1 pseudogene is annotated in these 1,445 nt (G+C 45.6%); it reads right to left on the minus strand.

Going from position 1 to position 1,445, the window contains the following annotated elements:
* Nucleotides 1-429: 429 nt before the first annotated feature.
* Nucleotides 430-1,443, minus strand: a pseudogene (locus L1D47_RS20625) (IS110 family transposase).
* Between the last annotated feature and the right edge of the window lie 2 nt (nt 1,444-1,445).

The following is a 1,445-nucleotide window of genomic DNA, read 5'->3' on the forward strand; positions in this document are numbered from 1 at the left end:
TGTATAAGAAATAGGGATTATCGACCCATTTCGAGTAACCCAATAACATGTGTAAATTTAACGGCAAAGAACTTTGGTACTTGTAAACCTCTTTGAAGGTCGCACCTTCATGGCAACCTATCACCTGCGGCAGGCTCATGTGCAGATACATCTGCTACACGCCGCCTCTTTATTTTACAGAGAGTCATATATGGACACCTCGGATAGATCAAACATTTTGTGAGTAACAGAAAGTAATACTGCGTACGTATATCCGACCTGTTTGTGAGCATCTTCGTGCTCTGGCCTTAATGAGAACCGCGCCTTCGCTGCTTATCGTCCCTTCGGTGTTACAACACCTTGTACTCTCTCAGCATTTGCGAAGGCCGGTATTACCTGTTACTTCATTAATTGCGTTCGGTTTTTAGGGTATGTAATTGTTTTTGTTATTTAGCCAGGCCGGTACTCCGTTTTGTAATACAGCATCGCCCAAATGATTCTGGCGAGTTTGTTGGCCACAGCTACCGCAGCTTTTTGTTTGCCTCTTCGTTCGATGACCTTTCTTGCCCAGACAGATAACCTGTCGTCGTTATTATTGGCGTAGCGTATGACAGACCAAGCACCTTGAATCAGTTGTCGCCTTAGATAGCTGTTTCCCCGCTTGGTAATTGCCCCCAGCTTCTGTTTTCCACCACTTGAGAACTCTTTTGGCACCAGCCCCAAGTTTGCCGAAAAATGTCGACCATTTTGATACCCAGAACCATCACCAGCGAACGATACCGCCGCCGTAGCAATAATTTCAGCGACACCTCGTATAGCGGTTAATCGCTTGGTATCTTCATGATTTCTTGCCTGTAGTCGAATCTCTTTTTCCAGTGATTAAATCGAAGTATTGATGGCATATAACTCATCGAGTAACTCTCTGATATACCTACGGGCGGTGGTGGTTAACGAGTTATTGGCATCTTCTAGTAGCTCAGGTAGAGCAAGATTGAGCGGATCGCGGCCCTTAGGAATAACAATACCGTATTCACCCAATAGCCCACGGATTTGATTGGTCAACGCGGTTCTGACACGAATACGACGCTCGCGAATGCGATGGGAAATAATAATATCGACCTGCGCTAAGGTTCTTGGCTTAACGAAGATGATGTTGGGGCGCATCGCGGCCTCACAGATTGCAAAGGCATCATTGCGGTCATTTTTATTGCCTTTCACGAAGGGCTTCACGTGCTGTGGTGGGATAAGTTTCACTTCAAATCCCCGCGAAATCAGCTCTCGGCCCCAATAATTTGAGCCACTACAGGCTTCCATTGCAATGACAGCATCTGGATACTGAACGAGCGTTTTCAGCAGTTGAGTCCGTTTAACGGTGCGATTAAAGAGCGTTTTACCGACTTGATTGACACCGCAAACCTGAAGAACATTTTTTGCCAAATCGATACCAATTAGAGTAACTTTCATAG

The sequence above is a fragment of the Shewanella sp. Isolate7 genome, from assembly GCF_022398425.1.
In the GTDB taxonomy this organism is placed as follows: Bacteria; Pseudomonadota; Gammaproteobacteria; order Enterobacterales; family Shewanellaceae; genus Shewanella.